At 69.8% G+C, this 18,780-nt stretch carries 21 protein-coding genes and 1 pseudogene; 14 read left to right on the plus strand and 8 right to left on the minus strand.

Annotation, left to right across the window (positions count from 1 at the left end; translation table 11 throughout):
- Positions 1-207: 207 nt before the first annotated feature.
- Positions 208-1,581, minus strand: a complete 1,374-nt coding sequence (locus G7A99_RS09780) for a nitrate/nitrite transporter (protein ID WP_163139823.1) — start codon at positions 1,579-1,581, stop codon at positions 208-210.
- Between the two features lie 101 nt (positions 1,582-1,682).
- On the opposite strand from G7A99_RS09780, the pseudogene G7A99_RS25920 reads away from it, so the two are divergent.
- Positions 1,683-1,868, plus strand: a pseudogene (locus tag G7A99_RS25920) (GntR family transcriptional regulator); the annotation flags it as partial.
- A 66-nt stretch (positions 1,869-1,934) separates the two neighbouring features.
- The gene (locus tag G7A99_RS09785) at positions 1,935-3,143 is read left to right on the plus strand and encodes a PLP-dependent aminotransferase family protein (RefSeq protein ID WP_240466227.1); all 1,209 of its coding nucleotides are present in this window, start codon (positions 1,935-1,937) and stop codon (positions 3,141-3,143) included.
- Positions 3,144-3,210: 67 nt separating this feature from the next.
- On the opposite strand, the gene G7A99_RS09790 is transcribed toward G7A99_RS09785, so the two are convergent.
- On the minus strand, positions 3,211-4,020 hold the full coding sequence (locus tag G7A99_RS09790; protein WP_163139827.1) for a helix-turn-helix transcriptional regulator: 810 nt from the start codon (positions 4,018-4,020) through the stop codon (positions 3,211-3,213).
- A 187-nt stretch (positions 4,021-4,207) separates the two neighbouring features.
- Between G7A99_RS09790 and G7A99_RS09795 the strand changes: the two genes are divergently transcribed.
- Genes G7A99_RS09795 through G7A99_RS09815 form a run of 5 tightly spaced genes read left to right on the plus strand, consistent with a single transcriptional unit; the run spans position 4,208 to position 8,826 of the window.
- Positions 4,208-5,284 (plus strand): PotD/PotF family extracellular solute-binding protein, encoded by a 1,077-nt coding sequence (locus G7A99_RS09795; protein WP_163139829.1) that lies wholly within the window; start codon positions 4,208-4,210, stop codon positions 5,282-5,284.
- Entirely contained in the window at positions 5,274-6,389 is a 1,116-nt protein-coding gene (locus tag G7A99_RS09800) for an ABC transporter ATP-binding protein (protein WP_040409367.1), read from the plus strand. The genes G7A99_RS09795 and G7A99_RS09800 overlap by 11 nt, the downstream gene beginning before the upstream one ends.
- Positions 6,382-7,308 carry an ABC transporter permease gene (locus tag G7A99_RS09805; protein ID WP_240466228.1) on the plus strand — a complete coding sequence of 309 codons (927 nt, stop codon included), beginning with the start codon at positions 6,382-6,384 and terminating at the stop codon, positions 7,306-7,308. Before G7A99_RS09800 ends, G7A99_RS09805 begins: the two co-directional genes overlap by 8 nt.
- A gap of 2 nt (positions 7,309-7,310) precedes the next feature.
- The gene (locus G7A99_RS09810; protein WP_018717846.1) at positions 7,311-8,111 is read left to right on the plus strand and encodes an ABC transporter permease; all 801 of its coding nucleotides are present in this window, start codon (positions 7,311-7,313) and stop codon (positions 8,109-8,111) included.
- Between the two features lie 4 nt (positions 8,112-8,115).
- Positions 8,116-8,826, plus strand: coding sequence for a cysteine hydrolase family protein (locus G7A99_RS09815; protein ID WP_163139831.1), 711 nt, complete (start codon positions 8,116-8,118; stop codon positions 8,824-8,826).
- 12 nt (positions 8,827-8,838) lie between these two features.
- Here the strand turns inward: G7A99_RS09815 and G7A99_RS09820 are convergent, their stop codons facing one another.
- Positions 8,839-9,744, minus strand: coding sequence for a LysR substrate-binding domain-containing protein (locus G7A99_RS09820; RefSeq protein ID WP_163139835.1), 906 nt, complete (start codon positions 9,742-9,744; stop codon positions 8,839-8,841).
- 132 nt (positions 9,745-9,876) lie between these two features.
- Here G7A99_RS09820 and G7A99_RS09825 point away from each other — a divergent pair, with 132 nt between their 5' ends.
- From G7A99_RS09825 to G7A99_RS09850, 6 genes are all read left to right on the plus strand, one after another.
- Entirely contained in the window at positions 9,877-10,143 is a 267-nt protein-coding gene (locus G7A99_RS09825) for a DUF1127 domain-containing protein (protein WP_163139838.1), read from the plus strand.
- Between the two features lie 190 nt (positions 10,144-10,333).
- On the plus strand, positions 10,334-10,621 hold the full coding sequence (locus G7A99_RS09830) for a DUF2218 domain-containing protein (protein WP_163139841.1): 288 nt from the start codon (positions 10,334-10,336) through the stop codon (positions 10,619-10,621).
- A 25-nt stretch (positions 10,622-10,646) separates the two neighbouring features.
- The gene (locus G7A99_RS09835) at positions 10,647-11,594 is read left to right on the plus strand and encodes an ABC transporter substrate-binding protein (protein ID WP_163139843.1); all 948 of its coding nucleotides are present in this window, start codon (positions 10,647-10,649) and stop codon (positions 11,592-11,594) included.
- A 56-nt stretch (positions 11,595-11,650) separates the two neighbouring features.
- Complete coding sequence (locus tag G7A99_RS09840) at positions 11,651-12,631, plus strand: iron ABC transporter permease (protein ID WP_156831171.1); 981 nt, start codon at positions 11,651-11,653, stop codon at positions 12,629-12,631.
- A gap of 50 nt (positions 12,632-12,681) precedes the next feature.
- Positions 12,682-13,698 (plus strand): iron chelate uptake ABC transporter family permease subunit, encoded by a 1,017-nt coding sequence (locus G7A99_RS09845; RefSeq protein WP_018717853.1) that lies wholly within the window; start codon positions 12,682-12,684, stop codon positions 13,696-13,698.
- Complete coding sequence (locus G7A99_RS09850; RefSeq protein WP_163139845.1) at positions 13,695-14,513, plus strand: ABC transporter ATP-binding protein; 819 nt, start codon at positions 13,695-13,697, stop codon at positions 14,511-14,513. Before G7A99_RS09845 ends, G7A99_RS09850 begins: the two co-directional genes overlap by 4 nt.
- 113 nt (positions 14,514-14,626) lie before the next feature.
- On the opposite strand, the gene G7A99_RS09855 is transcribed toward G7A99_RS09850, so the two are convergent.
- From G7A99_RS09855 to G7A99_RS09865, 4 genes are all read right to left on the minus strand, one after another.
- A complete protein-coding gene (locus tag G7A99_RS09855; protein WP_163139847.1) occupies positions 14,627-15,007 on the minus strand; it encodes a hypothetical protein in 381 nt (126 codons plus the stop codon).
- A 126-nt stretch (positions 15,008-15,133) separates the two neighbouring features.
- Positions 15,134-16,681: a DHA2 family efflux MFS transporter permease subunit gene (locus tag G7A99_RS09860; RefSeq protein WP_205599793.1), complete on the minus strand. Its 1,548-nt coding sequence runs from the start codon at positions 16,679-16,681 to the stop codon at positions 15,134-15,136.
- Entirely contained in the window at positions 16,678-17,034 is a 357-nt protein-coding gene (locus G7A99_RS24875; protein WP_205599794.1) for an HlyD family secretion protein, read from the minus strand. Before G7A99_RS24875 ends, G7A99_RS09860 begins: the two co-directional genes overlap by 4 nt.
- Entirely contained in the window at positions 17,012-17,815 is an 804-nt protein-coding gene (locus G7A99_RS09865; protein WP_205599795.1) for an HlyD family secretion protein, read from the minus strand. Before G7A99_RS09865 ends, G7A99_RS24875 begins: the two co-directional genes overlap by 23 nt.
- Before the next feature lie 123 nt (positions 17,816-17,938).
- On the opposite strand from G7A99_RS09865, the gene G7A99_RS09870 reads away from it, so the two are divergent.
- Positions 17,939-18,598 carry a TetR/AcrR family transcriptional regulator gene (locus tag G7A99_RS09870; RefSeq protein WP_163139849.1) on the plus strand — a complete coding sequence of 220 codons (660 nt, stop codon included), beginning with the start codon at positions 17,939-17,941 and terminating at the stop codon, positions 18,596-18,598.
- Here the strand turns inward: G7A99_RS09870 and G7A99_RS09875 are convergent.
- Positions 18,583-18,780, minus strand: a 198-nt coding sequence (locus G7A99_RS09875) for a hypothetical protein (RefSeq protein ID WP_163139851.1), incomplete at its 5' end; no start/stop codon positions are given. The two genes, G7A99_RS09870 and G7A99_RS09875, sit on opposite strands and share 16 nt — an antisense overlap.

Here is an 18,780-nt window from a genome sequence, read left to right on the forward strand (position 1 = left end):
ACAGGCGCTGAAGGAATGGCAACAAAGCCACCCGCAACTATTCATTCGGCAGGTGCGCAATCATCCGGGACCTGACAAATAAGGGAGCGGGATGATTTTTCCGTGATTGGCCGCGTTGCTCTGGTGACGGCGCAGCGCCGTCACTCAACGGGGCAGACTGTCGGGTAAATGCTCAACGAGCTCAGTCCGACGATACTCTGGCCGCCGTCAAGGCCGGCGCCTCTGCCGGGGCTCGGCCGGTGGATAGGTCTCGCGAACCAGCAGCGCCGCCGCCAGCCCGGCGACGCTCAGCATGGCGGGTAGCCAGAGTGCGGTGCGGTATGTCGCCGGCGATGCCGGGGCGGTGGAGACCCACGAGACGAACCAGCCATAGCCCGTCTGCACGACCGCCGTCGTCAGGAATACGCCCATGTTTACCAGGGCGAGCGCGACGCCGATGACGTCTTCGGACACGCTCTCCTTCACGGTGGCGAAGGAAACCACGACCTGCGCGCTCGATAACCCCAGTACCAGAAAGCAGGCCAGGCCGGTGGCGGCGCCACTCCATGGCCCGAACAGCAGCCAGGCCCAGGCCAGCGCACCGACCAGTGAGGCCAGGCAGATGAACGCCTTGCGCGTTCGCAGCCAGTCCGAGACATGGCCGACGAGCAGTGAACCGAGTCCGTAGGGCACCAGTGCGCAGGTGATGATCCACGACGCGGTGTTGCCCGACAGGCCGAAACCGTTGCCCAGCAGATGAGTGCCCCAGAGCCCGGCAAACGCATAGAACGTACCGTTCGTGCCGGAGATCGCCAGCAGCACCAGCCAGAGCTGTGGCTGACGTGCGGCACCCAGCCAGGCCCGCCTGCGGGCCAGTGCGGTGCCGCCGGGCGCTGCGGCGCCCGGCGGGGGGCAGTCATGCCCGGTTTCCGCGGGGTGACGCCAGAGCAGGGCGATGAGCGCACCGACCCCGATCGTGGCCGCGCCGAGACTGACGAAGATCGAACGCCAGTCGAGCACCCGGAGCAGGGCGTATGCCGGTGCCTCCGCCGAGATCGATCCGAGTGCGGCGGCAAGGAGCGTAACGCCGGTCACCAGACCGAACCGCCGACCGGCGAACCACAGTGCGTTGTTCTTCATCACGGCCACGAAGACGATCGACATGCCGATGCCGACCAGCAGCGGGCCCGCGAGTGCGACCGGGTAGCTCGGTGCGAGCCCGAGCGTGAGCGCCCCGGCGCCGGTCAACAGGGTGCCGGCGGTGGCCGGCCACCGGACGCCGAGTCGATCCACGAGCATGCCCGCGGGGATCTGCATCAGCGTGTAGACCCAGAAATGCGTGGCTGCGAGCGCCCCGATCCCGGCGGCACCGAGTTCGAAGCTCCGGCCGATGGGCAGGGAGAACGTGGCCGGGGCGAATCGGTTGAAAAAGCCGATGTAAAAGGCCGTGGCCAGCAGGCCGTAGCTGAGCGCGCGCCACCGTCTGCTGCCGCGTGTGCCGGTTCGCAGTGTCGTCGGGACGGGCGCTCTGCCGTGGACGGCCGTCGGGGCGCGGGTCGATCCCGCGGTGTCGGTGGATGTGGCCGGCGGTTCGATGCCCATACCGATCTCCAGGGCGAATGGACCAGTGACATCGATCCTCGTATCGTGACGCGGAGCGATACAGCGACAGATTTACGACGCAGAGGCGATACAGACAGGGCATGCGGCTATACGAGCGGCTGGCGGACGACGTCGCGTGGGCGATCGGTGCCGGGGTCTACCCGCCGGGCACGCGGCTGCCATCGGTGCGCGATGTCAGTCGGCACCGTGGTGTGAGCGTGTCCACCTGCGTTCGGGCCTATCACGAGCTCGAGCGTCGCGGGGTTATCGAAGCGGCGCCGCGCTCGGGCTTTTTCGTCGTTGGCCGCCGGCACTCGGCGCTGCCCACGATACCGGGCGGACGTTCATCGCCGGTGGCGGTTGCCGGCAGTGACCGCATCCTGCAACTGCTCGCGGCAGCCACCGATCCCCGGGTAGTGAATTTCGGTGCGGCCACGCCGCATCCGGACTACATGCCCGGAACGGCAGTCGCGGCGGCGAGCCGGACGGTCTGGGGCAGTGCACGCCGGCGGTGCATGAGTCAGGCCTTTCCGCCCGGTGCGGTCGAACTGAGGACGGCGGTGGCACGGCGTCTGGCCATGTCGGGGTGTCGACTCGATCCGGACGGCATCCTGATCACCAACGGTTGTCAGGAGGCCATGGCGATCGCCTTGAAGACCCTGTGCCGGCCGGGGGACGTCGTGGCCGTCGAGGCGCCCACCTACTACGGCCTGCTGGAGGTGCTCGAACAGCAGCAGCTTCGGGCCCTGCCGATCCCGGCCGACCCCAGTCAAGGGATATCGCTCGAGGCGCTCGACCGGGCCCTGCAGACAGGCGATGTCCGGGCGTGTGTCGTCACGCCGGTGGCGTCCAATCCGCTGGGCGTGACGCTGTCCGATGAACGCAAACAGGCCCTTGTGGACCTGGTGGAGCGCCACGCCGTTGCGCTGATAGAGGACGACACGTATGGCGAGCTGGTCGAGGCAGGGCGCCGGCACACTCCGGTGAAGGCTTGGGATCGCACCGGTCTCGTGTATTACTGCGGCTCGGCCACGAAGACGATCTGTGCCGGTCTGCGTGTCGGCTGGCTGGTGGCCCCCGCATCCCGGCGACAGTCGGTTGCCTTCGAGCAGTACCTGCGCACGATCTCGGTCAACACCCAGGCCCAGCTCACGCTCGCGCAGTACCTCGCGACCGGGCAGGTGGACCGGCAGCTGCGATCGGCGGCGCGCTCGTACCGGGGGTGCGTCTCGGAGCTGATCGCACGGATCGAGAGGCATTTCCCGGCGGGCACCCTGATCAGCGCGCCCCAGGGCGGGTTTCTCGTATGGGTCGAGCTGCCCGGGGCCGTGGATACGGCCTCGTTGCTGGGCGAGGCCCTGAAACGGGGGATCAGCTTTGCCCCGGGGGCGCTGTTCGCACCGGATGATCGTTTCGGCAATTGCATGCGTCTGAATGCCGCCGTGGCGTGGAACGGGCGCTCGTACGAGGCGCTTGAAACGCTGGGCGGACTCATCGAGCGCTCGTCCGGTCGATCCGGTTTCGTCCCGAACGCCGGGACGGGCGCCGATCCCGGCGGTTGAATGGCGGTGTCCGCGGTGCCGCGGATCGTCGCGCTCGCGGGGCGACGGGCCCTGTTCGTTCCCGATTTTACAGCCGGAAGCTGAACGCCGGCTCCTCCGGCTGCATCTCGTTGCGTACGCGCTCGCGGATGGCGGGGTCGATCCGCGGGTCGTCCAGGTCGTAGAGGCCGCAGCCGCGCAGGGTCTCGCGCAGGGGCACGTCGCGGCCGAGGTACTGGAGGATGACGCGGTAGCAGGCGATGCCGCGGTCGGCCGTGCCGGTCACGCCGAGGGTCAGGCCCGGCATGAGCGAGGGCTGGTCGCGGTCCCGCGCGTAGAGGACGGTGAGCCACACCATTTTCCCCACGCTCGCCTCCCGCTCGAACATCAGCACGTTCTGCCCCGAGTGGACGAACAGGCCGTTGTACTTGAGCGTGGTCTGCCTGGGGTCGTCGGGGTAGCGCTCGATGTTGCGGCTGAACACGAAGCCGCTGTCCTCCGTCACCTGGATGAATCCCCGCATCAGCCGGCCCGGGTGCTCCGCCGGGCAGAAGTAGTTGTAATAGTAGCCGGTGTACTCGCGCAGCCGTTCGTGGCTGTCCGGGTTGAGCAGCAGGATGTCGCGCATGCGCTCGGAGATGGCGGAGAATTCGCCGGCCACCGGGCGCTTGACGGCCACGAGCCGCCGGAAGGTTTCGTGGTCCAGCAGCATCTCCGACTCCTCGAAGCCGAAGTAGTCGCTGATGAGGCGCAGGCGCTGCAGCCCGGGCCGGCTGTCCCCCGAGAGGTAGCGGTGGAACTGCTGGCGGTTCACGCCGAGCCGGCGGCAGGTGTCGGCAATGGACCGGGAGTAGCTGCACACGAGCCGGAGGTTGCGCGGGAAGTCGTCGCTCGCCATCCGTAGGTACTCTGTCGCATTTTGTCGCACTGACTATAACAGAAAGCGTCATGCTGCAACGCAGCATTCTGTTGCCGCGATGCTGCGTGGCTCCATAGACTGCGATGAAGCCGCGGGAGTGCCGAGCCGCGATCGGTCCCCCGCAAGGCCGACCTCAGAAAACGACCCGCCGGGTCCGGAGGAAAGCATGTCCAAGAAACGTCCGTCGTCCTTCCCGCTGGTCCGCGCCCTCGTGCTCGGCGCCGCCGGCCTGGCCCTCGTGGCCGGCGCCTCGTTCCGCGCCAGTGCCGCGGATGACGTCCTGCGTGTGCTGACCTGGGAGGGGCTGGCGAACGACCAGTGGGTAAAGCCCTTCGAGGAGGCGCACGACGTCGAGGTCAAGCGCACCTACGTCGGCTCCAACGACGAGTACATGGCCAAGCTCGCCGCCGGCGACACGCAGTACGACGTGGTCGTGATCGTGAGCTCGCTGGCGCAGCCCGCCATCGACGCCGGCTTCGTCGAGCCGGTGGATCTGGACAGGATCCCGAATTTCGGACAGCTCTACCCGAGGTTCCAGAAGCTCGGCTTCCTGCGCCAGGACGGCCGCCAGTACGGCGTGCCCAATGACTGGGACGTGCTGCCGGTGACCGTCAACGCCGACGAGGTCGACGGCTGCAGCTTCGACGTGCTCTTCGACGACAGCTACAGCGGCCGGATCTCCATGTGGGACGACGTCGCCACCCTCGGCACCGTCGCCGCCTACATGGGCTACGACAACATCTGGACCCTCTCCGACGAACAGCTCGAGAAGGTCAAACAGAAGATGATCGAGCAGAAGCCGCTGGTGCGGACCTACTGGTCCACGGGCGGGCAGATCACCCAGCTGTTCGCCAGCGGCGAGGTGGTGGCGACGCTGTCGTGGAGCTACGTCACCGAGCAGCTCAAGGACCAGGGCGTGAACGTCGTTCAGTGCACTCCCGAGCGCACCACCGCGTTCCTGGACTCCAACTTCGTCGTCTCCGGCACCGAGCATCGCGATCTGGCCCACGCCTTCATCAATTACCTGATCTCGCCGAAGGTCATGGCCCAGGTCTACGAATCGAGCGGCTTCGGCGTCACCAACCCGAAGGCCGGGGAGTACCTGCCCGCGGAGGCGTTCGCCAGGTCGATCATGGCCAGGGACGAGAGCTTCCGCCGCAACATCAACTTCTGGCGGGAGATCCCGCGGCGCGGTAAGTACCTCGAGGTCTGGAACGAGATCAAGGCGGCCAATGTTGACTGAAACGGGTGAGGTGATCCGCCTCGATGGTGTCGCCAAGCGTTTCGGTGGGTTCGTCGCGCTGGACCATGTCGATCTCGACATCCGGCGCGGCGAGTTCCTGACGCTGCTCGGCGAGAGCGGCAGCGGCAAGACTACGACGCTGCGGATCATCAGCGGCTTCGAGGCGCCGAGCGAGGGGGCCGTCTACATGAACGGCCAGTCCCTCAACGACGTCCCCGCGCACCGGCGGCGGGTGAACACCGTCTTCCAGGACTACGCGCTGTTCCCGCACATGAGCGTCGCGGAGAACGTCGGCTACGGCCTGCGCTTCGACGGCGTCGCCCGTGCCGAACGGCGGCGCCGGGCGGGGGAGATGCTCGAGCGCGTGGGGCTTGCGGGACGGATGGACGAATATCCGGACGCGCTGTCCGGCGGCCAGATGCAGCGCGTCGCGCTCGCCCGGGCGCTGATCAAGGAGCCCGAGGTGCTGCTCCTCGACGAGCCGCTCTCCGCGCTCGACGCCAAGCTCCGCCGCGGGCTGCAGCTCGAGCTCAAGCGCATGCAGCGCGACACCGGCATCACCTTCGTCTACGTCACCCACGACCAGGAGGAGGCGCTGGTGATGAGCGACCGCATCGCCGTGATGGAGAGCGGCCGCATCCGCCAGCTCGGAGCCCCCTCCGAGGTGTTCGAGCACCCGCGCTCGCTGTTCGTCGCGGAGTTCGTCGGTGCCTCCAACCGGTTCGAGGGCCGGGTGGTGGACGCCGCCGACGGCCGGGTGGTGGTGGATCTGCAGGACGGCGCCCGCATCGCCGCCGCCGCGGGGGCGGCGACGGACCTGCGCCCCGGTATGGCGGCCTGCCTGATCGTCCGCCCGGAGCACATCCAGTTCGCTACCGGGCTCGCCGCGCGGGAGAATGTCGTTTCCGCCCGGCTGGAGGACATGGTCTACCTCGGGGTCGACCGCAAGCTCGTCCTCCGCGGGCCGGACGGCACCCGCATCGAGCTCCACGAGCGCGGCGAGCGCCTGCCCGGCGACATCGGCGAACGGCTCGGCACCACCGTGCTGCTCCAGCTGCCCGAGACGCAGCTGCATGCCTTTGCGCTGGAGGCGCGCGGTGAGTAGGGCCCAGGGCGTGGCCACGGCCGCCGGTGGTGCTGCCGTCGGTGCCCCTGCGATGTCGCTGCTGCGGCGTCTCGGACGCCGCCGCCTGGAGCTCGCGTCCGGGGGCGCCGCACTGCTCTACACGCTGGTGTTCATCGTGCTGCCGTACGCGATGGTCGCGATCTTCAGCTTCTGGGAGAAGGACCTCTACACGATCCGTCCGGCACTGTCCGTGGACAACTACGCCAAGATCGCGGGCAGCGGCGTGTACGCCCACGTCATCGGCAACTCCGTGCTGGTGGCCACCACGGTCACGGTGGTCGCCTCGGTGCTCGGCTATGTGCTCGCCTACTACCTGGCCGTGTACGCCCGGCGCTGGCGCAATCTGCTGTTCTTCCTGCTGGTGGTGCCGCTGTGGACGAGCTTCCTGCTGCGCGCCTACATCTGGACCATCATCCTCGGCCGCGAGGGGATACTGAACACGCTGCTGGTGAACCTGGGGATCATCCAGGACCCGACCCCGCTGCTGCTCTACAACAAGTTCTCCATCTGCCTTGCGTTGATCTACATCTTCCTGCCTTTCGTGGCGCTGCCGGTGTACGCCGCGCTGGAGAAGATCCCGCGCAGCTACATCGAGGCCAGCCGTGATCTGGGCTCGCCGCCGCTGCCGACCTTCAGGCACGTGGTCTTCCCGCTGACGGTGCCCGCGCTGGCGGCGGGGGCGACGGTGGTGTTCTGCCTGTCCTTCGGCGACTTCATCACGCCCAAGCTCCTCGGCGGCAGCTCCGACATCATGATCGCCAACGTCATCATCGAGCAGTTCGGCGCCGCCTTTAACTGGCCGTTCGGCAGCGCCCTCGCGGTGATCGTGCTGCTGGTGGTCTTCGCGCTGCTGGGCGTGACCTCGCTCGTCGCCCGCGGCCTGGGGCGGAACGCATGACTATGAATGCATCGACGTCCGGCAACGCGGCCCGGCGCCTGTTTACGGCGGCGGCCGCGGCGATATTCGCCTTCCTCTACCTGCCGCTGATCGTGCTGGTGGCTTTCTCCTTCCAGGAGAGCCGGATCCTCGCGTGGCCCATCGAGTCGTGGTCGCTGCACTGGTACCGCGTGCTCTGGCAGGACGCGGAGATGATCGCGGCGGTGGGCAACAGCCTGTTCGTCGCCACCGCCTGCGTGGTCATCACCACCGTGGTGGGGGTGCCGCTGGCGCTGACCCTGCGCCGCCTCGGCGGCGGCATGCGCACCGGCGTGGAGCGCGCGCTACTGCTGCCGCTGATCATCCCCCAGCTGATCACCGGCCTGGCGCTGCTGATCATCCTCCACCGGGTGGATGTCGGGCTGTCGCTGGGCACGGTGATCCTCGGCCAGAGCCTGGTGTGGATGCCCATCGTGGTGACCCAGGTGCTCGCGCGGCTGGAACGGGTCAACCCGAACCTGGAGAAGGCGAGCATGGATCTGGGCGCCGGCATGTGGCAGACGTTCTTCCTGGTGACGCTGCCCTCCATCCGCACCGCGATCATCGGCAGCGCGCTGCTGGTGTTCACGCTCTCCTTCGACGAACTGCCGGTGACGTTCTTCCTCACCGGCTCACGCAATACGCTGCCGATGCATATCTGGTCGATGCTGCGGATCGGGATCACCCCCGAGATCAACGCCATCGCCACGGTGACCGTCGGCGTATCCATCATCCTCATCCTGGCCGGAATCCGGCTGCTGGCGCGCGAGCGCGGGAGGCCCTGAACCGATGACCGACGCCCTGTCCCCGCTGTTCGACCTCGTCCCCGCGGTCGACCTTTCACGCCGTGAGCGCATGGCGCTGATGATCATCGACATGCAGTATCACGACGCCTCACCCGCCCGCGGCCTCGGCCGGGCGATCCAGGCGGTCGCCCCGGGCGCGATGGACTACTACAACGAGCGCCTGGAAGGCGTCACCGTGCCCGCCATCCGGCGGATGCTGGAGTTCTTCCGCCGCGAGGGGATCGCGGTGGTGCACCTGGTGCTCGGTTCGCGCTACCAGGACCTGCGCGAGTGCCCGCCGCGTTTTCGCGAGTGGACGCGCAATCTGGAGCGCGTCACCGGTGCGCGCGACATCTGGTGGTCCGGCAATCCGGATTTCGCGGTCCGCGACGAGCTGGCCCCGATCGAGGGCGAGACCGTGGTGCGCAAGACCACCAACGGCGGTTTCAATGGCAGCGGCCTGGATGACGTCCTCCGCCGCATGGACATCGACACCCTGGTAGTCGCCGGCGTGGTGACCAGTGCCTGCGTGGAGACCACCGTGCGCGATGCCGCCGACCGCGGTTACCACTGTGCCCTCGTCGACGAGGCCACCGCCGACTACGACCCGGAGATGCACCGGGCGACGCTCAAGGCGTTCGCACTCAACTTCGGCCGGGTGGTGGATTCCGCCGACGCGCTGATCGAGGCGGTGGATCGGGGGGCGACCGTCTAGCGCCCGGGCCTCCTAACGACTCATGGCGTGGAAACGGTCGACGACGTGCTCGGCGAGGGCGTCCGCGGCGCTGCCGCGCCCCGGGGCGCGCAGGAGCTGGATCCGGTAGGCCCCGAGTGCCGGCAGCCCGGCGTCCGCGTCCAGCACGCGCAGGGGCGGGCGGATCAGGCTCCGGGGGAAGGGGGCCACGGCGAGATCGGCGAGCATCGCCGCCTCCTGGGCGGCGCAGTGTTCGCTGGTGTAGGCGATACGGTAGTCGCGGCCGCTGCGGTCCAGCGCCTCCAGCGCCATCGCCCGCCAGGCGCAGCCGTGTTCGGCCAGGGCCAGGGGCAACGGCGTTCGCCCCGCGCAGACACCGCCCTCGCGCCCCGCCCAGACCAGGTGCTCGCTGTAGACGACCTCGCCGCGGCGATCCTCCTGGCCCTCGTTGCCCGCGGTCATCAGCATCAGGTCCAGCTCGCCGGCGTCCAGGCGTTCCAGCAGATCCCCGCTGCGGCCCACGCGCACCGTGACCTGCACCGCCGGGTGGGTGCGCGCGAAGCGCGATAGCACGCCGGGCAGAATCCGGGTGCCGGCGTCGTCCGGCGTGCCCAGGCTCACCGAGCCGTCCACGGCAGGGGAGAGGAACCGCGACACCGCCTCCTCGTTGAGCTCCAGCAGCCGCCGGGCATAGCCGAGCAGGGCCTCGCCCTCCGGCGTGAGCCGCGTGCGCCGTGGCTCACGGACGAACACCGCCCGACCCAGCGTCTCCTCCAGGCGCTTGATCTGCATGCTCACCGCCGCCGGCGTGCGGAAGACCTGCCGTGCCGCCCGGGTGAAGCTGCCCGTCTCTGCGATGGCGACGAAGGTGCGCAGCACGTCGTGCTCCAGCAGCGGCAGTGCCCCGGCGGCGGGGCGGGACTCCGGATGGGCGCTCATGGCATTTCCGTTAACAAAAACTGAAAGGCGAATTTATTCCTTTTTGTTTGAGTTAACAATGTCCGCGGCACATGCTCTCCCCAACAGTCACGGAGGCGCCGGACAGGCGCTACCACCGGGGAGGCAAGCGCAATGGCCGTCCACCACGATACGCCGAACACCACCGAATGCGCCCGCCGGGGCGGGTCCGCACCGTCGTCCTCCGCGGGGCTCGCCGGTGCGCTGCGCGATGCCGTGCGGCGCCGTCTCCGGGCGTGGCGGACCCGTCTCGCCCTGAACCGGGTGATGGACATGGATGACCACCTGCTCAGGGACATTGGTGTCACCCGGCAGCACGTGTGCCGTGCCGTGGATCGGGCGGGCCGCCGCGGTCGTGGGCAGGACCTGTGCAGGCGTTGAATATGCGATAGCGAATAATTATCATTTGTTAACGTATCCGTGCGGCCCTGCCTTCGCCCGCGGGGAGGCCTTTGCGGGCGGCTCCGTGTGCAGTGGGGAGCGGCGAAGGGTGGACTTTAAGGGTCCGCCGCTCCGCCGCTCCGCCGGTCCCGCCGCACGTCCACTCCGCCATCCACCAGGGAGCGTGATCATGGTCACCACCCGCGCCACCGTCACCACCGAGAAGCCCGCCGTGAATCTCAAGAAACTCTGCCGACACTTCGGCCACAAGGTCGAGGCCCGCTTCGACGACGAGCGCGGCGAGGTCCATTTCCCCTTCGGCGATATCGAGATGGCGGCGGGCGAGGGCGTGCTGCTCCTCTCCGGCCGGGCTGGCGACGGCGAGTCCCTGGCGCGTCTCGAGCAGGTGGTGGGTGACCACCTGGTGCGCTTTGCCTGGAAGGAGTCGCTGCAGGTCGACTGGCGGCGCGACGCCTGACGTTGGCCGACGGGAGATCTGACCCATGCAGCAGACAGCAGCGGCCGAGCGTATCCACGGTATCCTTGCGATGACGCTGGTTTTCATGGTCGCCCTCGCGGCGACCCCGGTGGCGGACGCGCGCACGGTGGTGACGGCCTACGGAGAGGTCGATATCGATGGTACGCCGCAGCGCGTTGTCACCCTCTACGAGGGCGCACTGGACGCCGCCCTGGCGGTGGATGTCGCGCCGGTGGGTGCGGTCACCACCCGCGGAGGCGATGGAGTCGCGGGCTATATCCAGGATCGCGCCGGGGATGTGGCCATCGTCGGTACGCCCCGGGAGACGAACGTCGAGGCGGTGCTCGCGCAGCGCCCCGACCTGATCCTGGCCTCGCCGCGGCTGCCGCGGGCGCAGTATGAACTGCTCTCCGGTATCGCACCGACGGTGGTCCCGGATGTTCAGGGCTTCCGCGCCGATGCCTGGAAGGACGAGGCGCGGCTCTACGCCCGTGCGCTCGGGCAGACGCCGGCCATGGACGAGGCGATTGCGCGCGTGGAGAACCGCGCTGCGCGGATCGCGTCCGCGGTGACCGGGCGTTACAACGCCGATGACCGCACCGCCTATCTCGTCCGCTGGATGCCGCAGGGGCCCATGGTGATGTCTTCGCGGCTGTTCGCCACCGGGCTGCTCGGCGCTGCCGGTTTCGACGTGGAGACCGCCGGACTGGTCGGCGGGGACCGCCCCCACAGCGACCCCCTCAGCCTGGAGGCGCTGTCGCGCATCGACGGCGACTGGCTCTTCCTCGCCACCCTCAACGCCGACGGCCGCGAGGCCCTGGACGCGGCCCGTACCTCGCCGGCATTCCGGCGGCTCGACGTCGTCCGGCGCGAGCGCGTGGTGCCGGTGGACGGCCAGCTCTGGACCAGCGCCTCCGGGCCGCTCGCCGCAGAGGTGGTGCTGGACGACATCGAGGCGGCGGTCCTGCAGTGACCGCCGCCGGTTCGAACGGAGCCCCCCGGGTGGGGGAGGCGGGGACGCGCATGCGCATGACCGGGCTGACCGCCGCCTGCGCCGCCGTGCTCGCCCTGGCGTGTCTCGCCAGCCTGCTGCTCGGGGCCGGCAGCGTCGACGCCGGCCCGGCGCTGGCCGGGCTGCTCGGTCACGGCAGCGAGGAGGCGCGGTTCGTGGTCTTCGAGCTCCGGGCCCCGCGCACCGTAATCGCCCTGGTGGTGGGGGCGGCCCTCGGCGTCGCCGGGGCGCTGCTGCAGGCGGTGACGCGCAACCCGCTGGCCGAGCCGGGCCTGCTGGGCGTGAGCGCCGGCAGTGCCTTCGCCGTGGCCGTCGCGCTCACCCTGGGGGCGAGCGCGGCGACGTTGCGCAGCACCGTGGCCCAGCTCGGTGCCCTCGGTGGCTGCCTGTGCGCCATCGGCGCCGGGCGGCTGCGCGGCGTCGGGGACGATCCGGTGCGCCTCGTGCTGGCCGGCGCGGCGCTCTCCAGTCTGCTCGCCGCGCTCACGTCCATGCTGCTGCTCGTCGACCAGCGCACCGCCGACGAGATCCGGTTCTGGGTGGTGGGCAGCGTCGCCGGGCGGCGCCTGTCCGACCTCTCCGGCATCCTGCCGTCGCTGGCGGCGGCCGCGCTCATCACCCTCGCCATCGCCCGGCCGCTGGCGGCGCTGGCCCTCGGTGACCGGGTTGCCGCCGGGCTGGGGCACCGGCCGGGGACGGTGCGGCTGCTCGCGGTGATCGCCGTGGCGCTGCTGGTGGGGGCCGCCACCGCGGTGGCCGGGCCAATCGCCTTCGTCGGCCTGGTCGTACCCTTCGCCGCCCGGGCGCTGGCCGGTCCGGATATCCGCCGCACGCTGTGGCTGAGCGTGCCCCTGGGGGCGCTGGTCGTGGTGGCGGCGGACGTCGTCTCGCGTCTGGTGGTTCAGCCCTCGGAGCTGCCCATCGGGGTGCTCACCGCGCTGCTGGGTGCGCCGGTTCTGATCGCCGTGGTGCGTGCCCGGCGGCTGCCGACGCTGTGACCGTGGCGATGTCCGGTGGCGCTGTTTCCCGCTCCCCTGCGCACACTGCGGTGCTGCGCCTGCCCGGCGGGCGCACGCTGCTGGTCCAGCGCCGCACCCAGCGGGCGAACCTGCTGCTCGCGCTCCTGCTCGCCGCGGCAGCGGTGATGGCCCTGTCGCTGGGCAGCACGGTGGTGGCGCCGCACGACGCCGTCACCGCGCTGTTCGGCGGCGGCGATGCGGTCACGCGCTTTCTGATACAGGCGCTGCGCGGGCCGCGGCTGCTTGCGGGTATCCTCACCGGCACCGCCTTCGCGGTGGCGGGCTGCCTGATGCAGACGCTGGCGCACAACCGCCTGGCCACGCCCGGCATCATCGGCATCGACAACGGCGCGACGGCGTTCGCGGTGGCCTCGGTGCTGGGGGTGGGCATCGCCGTCGCGCCGCCGGCCATGGCCCTGGTCGGCGCGGCCACTGCCACGGCGCTGGCCTTCGGCCTTGCGGGTGGCACCGGCACGCGGGGGTACCGCTTCATCGTCGCCGGTATCGCCATAGGTGCCCTATTCGGGGCGGTAACCCAGCTCATGCTCGCCCGCGTGGCGATCGACGCCGCCAACCAGGCCTATCCCTGGACCGTCGGCACCCTCAATGCCCGTTCTGCGGATGCCGTGTGGGTGCTCGGGGCGGGGGTCGCGGTCGGATTGCCGGCGGCCCTGGCACTGGCGCGGACGCTGACGGTGATGCGTCTCTCCGACTTCACCGCCCAGGGGCTGGGCGTGCGCGTGCGAGCCTGCCGCTGGCTCTCCCTGGCCGTGGCCGTGCTGCTCACCGCGCTGGCGGTGGCGGTCGCCGGGCCGGTGGGGCTCGTGGGGCTGGTCGGCCCGGAGATCGCCCGTCACCTGTCCGCGCCGGCGAGCGTGCCGGTGGTCGGTGCCGCGCTGGCCGGCGCGCTGGTGATGGTGCTCGCGGACCTGGCCGGACGGCTGCTGCTCGCGCCCATCGAGATCCCGGTCGGGATCGTCACCGCCGTGGTCGGCGGCCCCTATCTGCTCTGGATCCTGCTGCGTGCATCGAGGATGACCCCGTGAATCGACCCGTGACCGACGGTGACAGCCGCCTGCAGGCCGACCGTCTGGGCCTCGCCTACGGCCGGACCACGATCGTCCGCGAGCTCAGCCTCGCGCTGCCGGACGGTCGGGTCACGGCCATCGTCGGCCCCAACGGCTGCGGCAAGTCCACCCTGCTTGCCGGGCTGGCGCGGCTGCACCCGCCGAGCGGTGGCGGTGTGGTGCTGGACGGCCGGGATATCCGGGACCTGCCGACCCGGGAGGTGGCCCGCCGGATTGCGCTGCTGCCCCAGCACACGGTGGCGCCGGAGGGCCTGACTGTCGCGGAGCTGATCCGTTTCGGCCGTCACCCGCATCAGGGCCTGATGCGGCAGTGGTCGGCGGAGGACGAGCGGGTCCTGGCGGAGTCCCTTGCCGCGGCGGACATCGAGGCCCTGGCCGACCGACCGCTGGACGCGCTCTCCGGCGGTCAGCGCCAGCGTGCCTGGATCGCGATGGCGATCGCCCAGCAGACGCCGCTGCTGCTCCTCGACGAGCCCACCTCCGCCCTGGATCTGGGCCACCAGCTCGAGGTCTTCGAGCTGATCCGGGCGCTGGCGGCGAGCGGCAAGACGGTGGTCATGGTCGTGCACGACCTCGTCAGCGCCTGCCGTTTTGCGGATCACATGGTGGCGATGCTGGACGGTGACGTGGTGGCGGAGGGGCCGCCGGCCGAGGTGGTGACGCCGGCGCTGGTACGCCGGCTCTACGGCATCGAGTGCACCCTGATCGAGGACCCGGTGACGGGCAGCCCCATGCTGGCGAACCCGCGTCGTCCGGCGACTGCCCGGTCATGAGGCACACAACCGATCCAGCCTGAGGCCGGTCTCATCTTGTGGTCCGGCCGTTGCCGTGCGGCAAGGCCGGTCCGTGAGGGCGCGGCACACGCTATCGGTGTGTCGCGCGGGGGTCAGTCGATGCGCTTGTGCCGCCGGTGCCGGTCGTGTCCATCGTCCCAGTCGTTGCGGCCGCCGAAGCCACGACCGTAGCGATCATGGTCCTCCCGGTAGCCGAATTTGTGGCGCAGTCCGGGCGGACCACCGTGGTGGCGAAAGGCCGGTGGCGCGAAGTGGCGGCCACGGTGGTGGTGGCGGTCGCGGTAGCGGTAGCCGTCGTGCCGGTTGAACCAGCCCCGGTAGTCGCCGTAGTAGGGGGCCGGGTCACGGTAGCCGAAGTGGATGGTGACACCGCTCTCGACGTACTCGCGGGCGTCCGCCCGGGGGCTGGCGACGGCGGCGCCGATGCCCAGGGCGGCGGCCGCGGCGATGAGGGTGAGTGTACGCACGCGCATGACGGTACTCCTTCCGGTGGTAGAGCCGGATGCCGGGTTTCGGTACCTACCGTTATGCCCCCGCGTGCCTGAACCCGGGCTGAACGGCACGGTCGCCGTGTGCCGGGCCGACGGACGGTCGCCGCGTCAGTGGCCGGCCTCGCCCGTCGCCATGGTGGGGCGCTTCATGAGCAGCATGACGGGGACGGCGCAGAGGTAGATCATCCCCAGCCACAGGAAGATGTCGTTGAAGGCCATGGTCTGTGCCTCGACGCCGATGCGTCGTGCCAGATTGGCGATGGCGCCCGCCCGCGGATCCGCGACGGCGCCGGTGAGCTGCTGGGTCTGGGCCTGGAGCTCGTGCACGACGGCGGCGCGGCCGGTGTCGATCGCGGGGATGATCTGGCTCCAGTGGAAGTCGAAGCGTACGTCGCGGATGGTGTCCATCATCGCCAGGCCGAAGGCCCCGCCCAGATTGCGCAGCACGTTGAACAGTCCGCTGGCGTTGCCCACCTCGTGGGGCGGCAGGGTGCCCAGGGCGATGCGGGTGATGGGGATCATGCACAGTACCATGCCGGCGCCGCGGATCACCTGGGGCCAGAAGAATAGCTCGTAACCGGCCTCGCTGGTCATGTGGGCGTTCATGACGGTGCCGGTACCCACCAGCGTCAGCCCGATGGCGAGGAGGATGCGTGGGTCGATGTGATCGGAGGCGCGTCCGGCGATCGGGGCGCACACGAACATCGCCGCGCCGGTGACGAACATGATCTCGCCGATCTGCAGGGCGTTGTACTGGCGCACGATGCCGAAGAACAGCGGCATCAGGTAGGTCAGGCCGTACAGGGCGATCCCCAGGCAGAACCCGAGCGCTGCGCCGATGGCGAAGTTGCGGTTGCGGAAGGCGTGCAGGTCGACGATCGGGTGATCAGTGCGGAACATCCGCACGAAGAACGCCACGCCCGCCACCGCGCACAGCACGCTCATGTCCCGGATCAGCGCGCTGGCGAACCAGTCGTCGCCGGGACCTTCCTCGAGGATGTATTCGAGGGTCCCGAGGAAGACCGCCATGAACACCAGCCCCGGGACGTCCAGGCGCCTGAGCAGGGAACGGTTGCCGTGGTCCAGGGCGAGGGTGTTCCAGATCGCGAGGCTGACGAGGATGCCGGGCAGCACGTTCACCAGGAACAGCCAGTGGTAGCTCATCGTCTGGGTGATGTAGCCGCCGATGGTGGGGCCGATGGACGGCGCCATGGTCGCCACCAGCCCCATCACCGCCTGCACGCTGCCCATCACCCTACGGGGAAAGATCGAGAAGCTGATGGCATAGGCGATGGGGATCATGGCCCCGCCGAGGAAGCCCTGCACGGCCCGCAGGGTGATGAGCGTGCCCACCGAGCTCGCCATCGCGCAGCCCAGGCTCGCCAGGGTGAATCCCCCGCAGGAGACGACGAACGCGACCCGGGTGGAGAGGATGCGCGTGAGCATCCCCGACAGGGGGATCATCACGACCTCCGCGATCAGGTATGCCGTCTGCACCCAGGAGATCTGGTCCTCGGTGGCGGACACGCCGGCCTGGATCTCGTTGAGCGAGCTCGCCACGATCTGGATGTCCAGGATCGCCATGAACATCCCGAACACCGCGGCCACGAACCCCAGTCGCTGGGACCAGGGCGGCATGTCGGTGACGTGGGTCACGGCCGCCCGCCGTCGCGGTTGTCGTCCGGGCCGCTACGCTCGCCCTGATCCGCGTCGGCGAGGGGGTTGCGATCCTGATTGCGATAGACCCGGCCCTCGCCGGTCTCGCGGGTGTCCACCTCCGGGACCACCGACAGCCCCGGGCGCAGCAGTGCGAGGCGTTCCGGCGGCTCGGTCACGCGGATGCGCACCGGCACCTTCTGTACGATCTTGTTGAAGTTGCCGGTGGCGTTGTCCTGGGGCAGCAGGCTGAACTGCGCGCCGGTGGCCGGGGAGAGGCTCGCCACGCGGCCCTTGAATACCCGGTCCGGGTAGGCGTCGACGTGGATATCAACCGGTTGGCCGATCTCCATGCGCGCGATCTGCTGTCTCCTTGAAGTTGGCCACCACGTAGACCTCCGGCAGCGGCACCACGTGCAGCAGGGTGCGCGCGGGCTGGGCCATGGAGCCGGCCTCGACGGTGACGTCGCCGACCACGCCCGCGGCCGGTGCGACGATCCGCGTCTTGTCGAGCTGATGGCGGGCGTAGGCGAGGGCGGCCTCGGCGTCCGCCACCGCGGCACTGGCCTGGTCCCGCTGCGCCTTGAGCACTGGCAACTGACGCTTCTCGGCGGTCAGCGTCGCCCTGGCGGCCTGTCCCTCCGAACGGGCGACCCGGTAGGCGGCCTGGGCGTTGTCGAGCTCCTGGCGCGAGCTGTAGGAGCGTTTCTCCAGGCTCTTGGCGCGCTGGAGGTCGAGCCGGCTGCGCTCGGTCTCCGCCTTCGCCGAGTCGACCCGCGCGGCCGCCTGCTCGATGCGTGCCTGCTGGAGGGTGATCTGGCGCTCCGTGGCCTGGAGGTTGGCGCGGGCCTGTCGCAGCTGCGCGGCAGCCCGGTCCCGCTGGGTGGTGAGGTCCTTGTCCTCGAGCCGGACCAGGAGCTGGCCCTTGTCGACGACCTGGTTCTCGGCGACCGGCACATCGACCACGCGGGCGTTGATCTCGGGCTGGATGGCGACGCTGTCGGCGGCGACCTGGGCGTTGTCTGTCTCCTCGATGAAGCGCCCGACCCGGTACCACTCTATGCCGTAGACCACACCGGCGGCGATCACCGCGGCCAGCACGACGCCGAACACCACCAGTTTGATACCCCTCACGGCATGCACCTCGACGGAACGTTGGACAATGGAGAACGTGAAGACGTGAAATCGTAACGTAGATTACGTTTCTATCAAGTGTTAGTTTTCGCGGCATGACCGTGACGGCCGAACAGGTGAGCGATGGCTGACAGCGAGACGCCGGGGTGCACGCCCGCGACCCGGCGTGGCCGTGAGCGCGCGGCGCGCATCCTCGATGCCGCTGCCGGGGTGTTCCTGGAGCGCGGTTTCGAGGCGGCGACCATGAGCGAGATCGGCCGGCGGGCCGGCGGGTCCATGCAGACGCTCTACCGCCTTTTCGGCAGCAAGGAGGCGCTGTTCCGGGCGATCATGGAGCGCAAGGCCGGCAGCGTGTACGCGCCGCTGGAGGACGAGTCGATCTTCGAGCAGCCGCCGGAGCGCGCGCTCTTCGAGCTGGGCATGCGGCTCAACCGCCTGCTCCTCGACCCGGATACCCTCCGTACCCACCGCGCGATGATCATCGAGTCCCATCGCAACGCCAACCTGAGGCAGATCTTCTACGAGACGGGCCCGGGCCGGGCGCGCGCGGCGCTCGCCCGCTATTTCCGCGTCGAGTGCGAGCGCGGTCACCTGCGCCTGGACGACCCGGATGCCGCCGCGCGGCAGTTCCTGGACTTCGTCAAGGGCGCGCACTACCTGGAGGCGGTGCTCGGCCAGCCGGTCACGGCCACGGAGGCGGAGATCGAGCGCTGCGTGGACGAGGCGGTGCGGATCTTTCTCGACGGGGCGCGGGGCGTGGCACCGGATCAGCCGCCGCGCTGATCCGTCCAGTGCGGATAGTCGCTGCGCAGCTTGCGCAGGTCGAAGTGGCGCTCCACCCAGTCGATCAGACGGGGCGTCAGATCGAGGTCGCGGGATTCCTCCGGGGCTGAGAGGTCGAACGTCCGCCGGGCACCGTCCGGGGCGGCGAGGGTGAGCCGGCGGGGCAGGTCGACGACGACCAG

The sequence above is a fragment of the Arhodomonas sp. KWT genome (assembly GCF_010993615.1).